The organism is Fulvivirga lutimaris (genome assembly GCF_009711525.1).
Taxonomy (GTDB): domain Bacteria; phylum Bacteroidota; class Bacteroidia; order Cytophagales; family Cyclobacteriaceae; genus Fulvivirga; species Fulvivirga lutimaris.
In genome coordinates, this window is sequence record NZ_SMLV01000055.1 from 1 (window position 1) to 858 (window position 858).

An 858-nucleotide genomic window follows, 5' to 3' on the forward strand; every position below is an offset into this window, starting at 1 on the left:
ATTTTTTTGGATTTAAATATGCCGATTATGGACGGCTTCAGGTTTCTATATGAATTTTCCCTGATGTCTGATGAGGTAAAATCTAAAATAAAAATAGTCGTTCTAACTAGTTCAGACAATTCCAATGATAAAGAAAAAGTGGCTGCCAATGCAGATGTGCTTACCTACATTTCAAAGCCACTTACTGATCAGAAACTAGGAGATATAGCTTCAATGCTTGCTTAATCTCCTATTGTTTAACAGCTTCTACTTTTAGGATTATATCTACTTTTTCACCTACTATTAGTCCACCGCTGTCGAGTGCATCATCCCATTTAAGTCCATAATCAAATCTATTTATAGATCCTTTTGCTGTAAATCCTGCGCGTTTCATGTTTTCTATGGAGACAATGCCGCCAAAATCAATGTCTAAATCAATAGGTTTACTGACATCACGGATGGTAAGAATGCCAGATAGCGAATAGCTGCCGTCTTCATACTTCTTAAATGCAGTACTCTTAAATTTTATTTCAGGAAAAGCCTTAGCGTTAAAGAAGTCATCTTCTTTAAGGTGCTTATCACGTTCAAGATTATTGGTGGTAATACTGGCTACTTGAATATTAGCAGTGACTGTAGCTCCTTCAAAATCATTCTTTTTTTCTGTAGTAACAGTACCATTAAATGAGGTAAAATATCCAGAAACAGACGATACTGTTAAGTGCGACACTTCGAATTCTACTGCAGAATGCGAAGGATCAATTACCCAAGTGTTTTGTGCAAATGATAGATTGCAAAACAGGCAAATAATTATTATAAAAATTGACTTCTTCATGATGCTGATTGATTTAAGTGAAACGTATATAAAAATTAATGAAAATC

At 34.4% G+C, this 858-nt stretch carries 2 protein-coding genes; one reads left to right on the plus strand and one right to left on the minus strand.

Features of this window, described 5'->3' with window-relative positions; translation table 11 throughout:
• Window positions 1-225, plus strand: a 225-nt coding sequence (locus E1140_RS00145; protein ID WP_155177939.1) for a response regulator, incomplete at its 5' end; no start/stop codon positions are given.
• 4 nt (window positions 226-229) lie between these two features.
• Here the strand turns inward: E1140_RS00145 and E1140_RS00150 are convergent.
• Window positions 230-858: YceI family protein (locus E1140_RS00150; protein WP_221412587.1), on the minus strand; the 629-nt coding region annotated here is incomplete at its 5' end.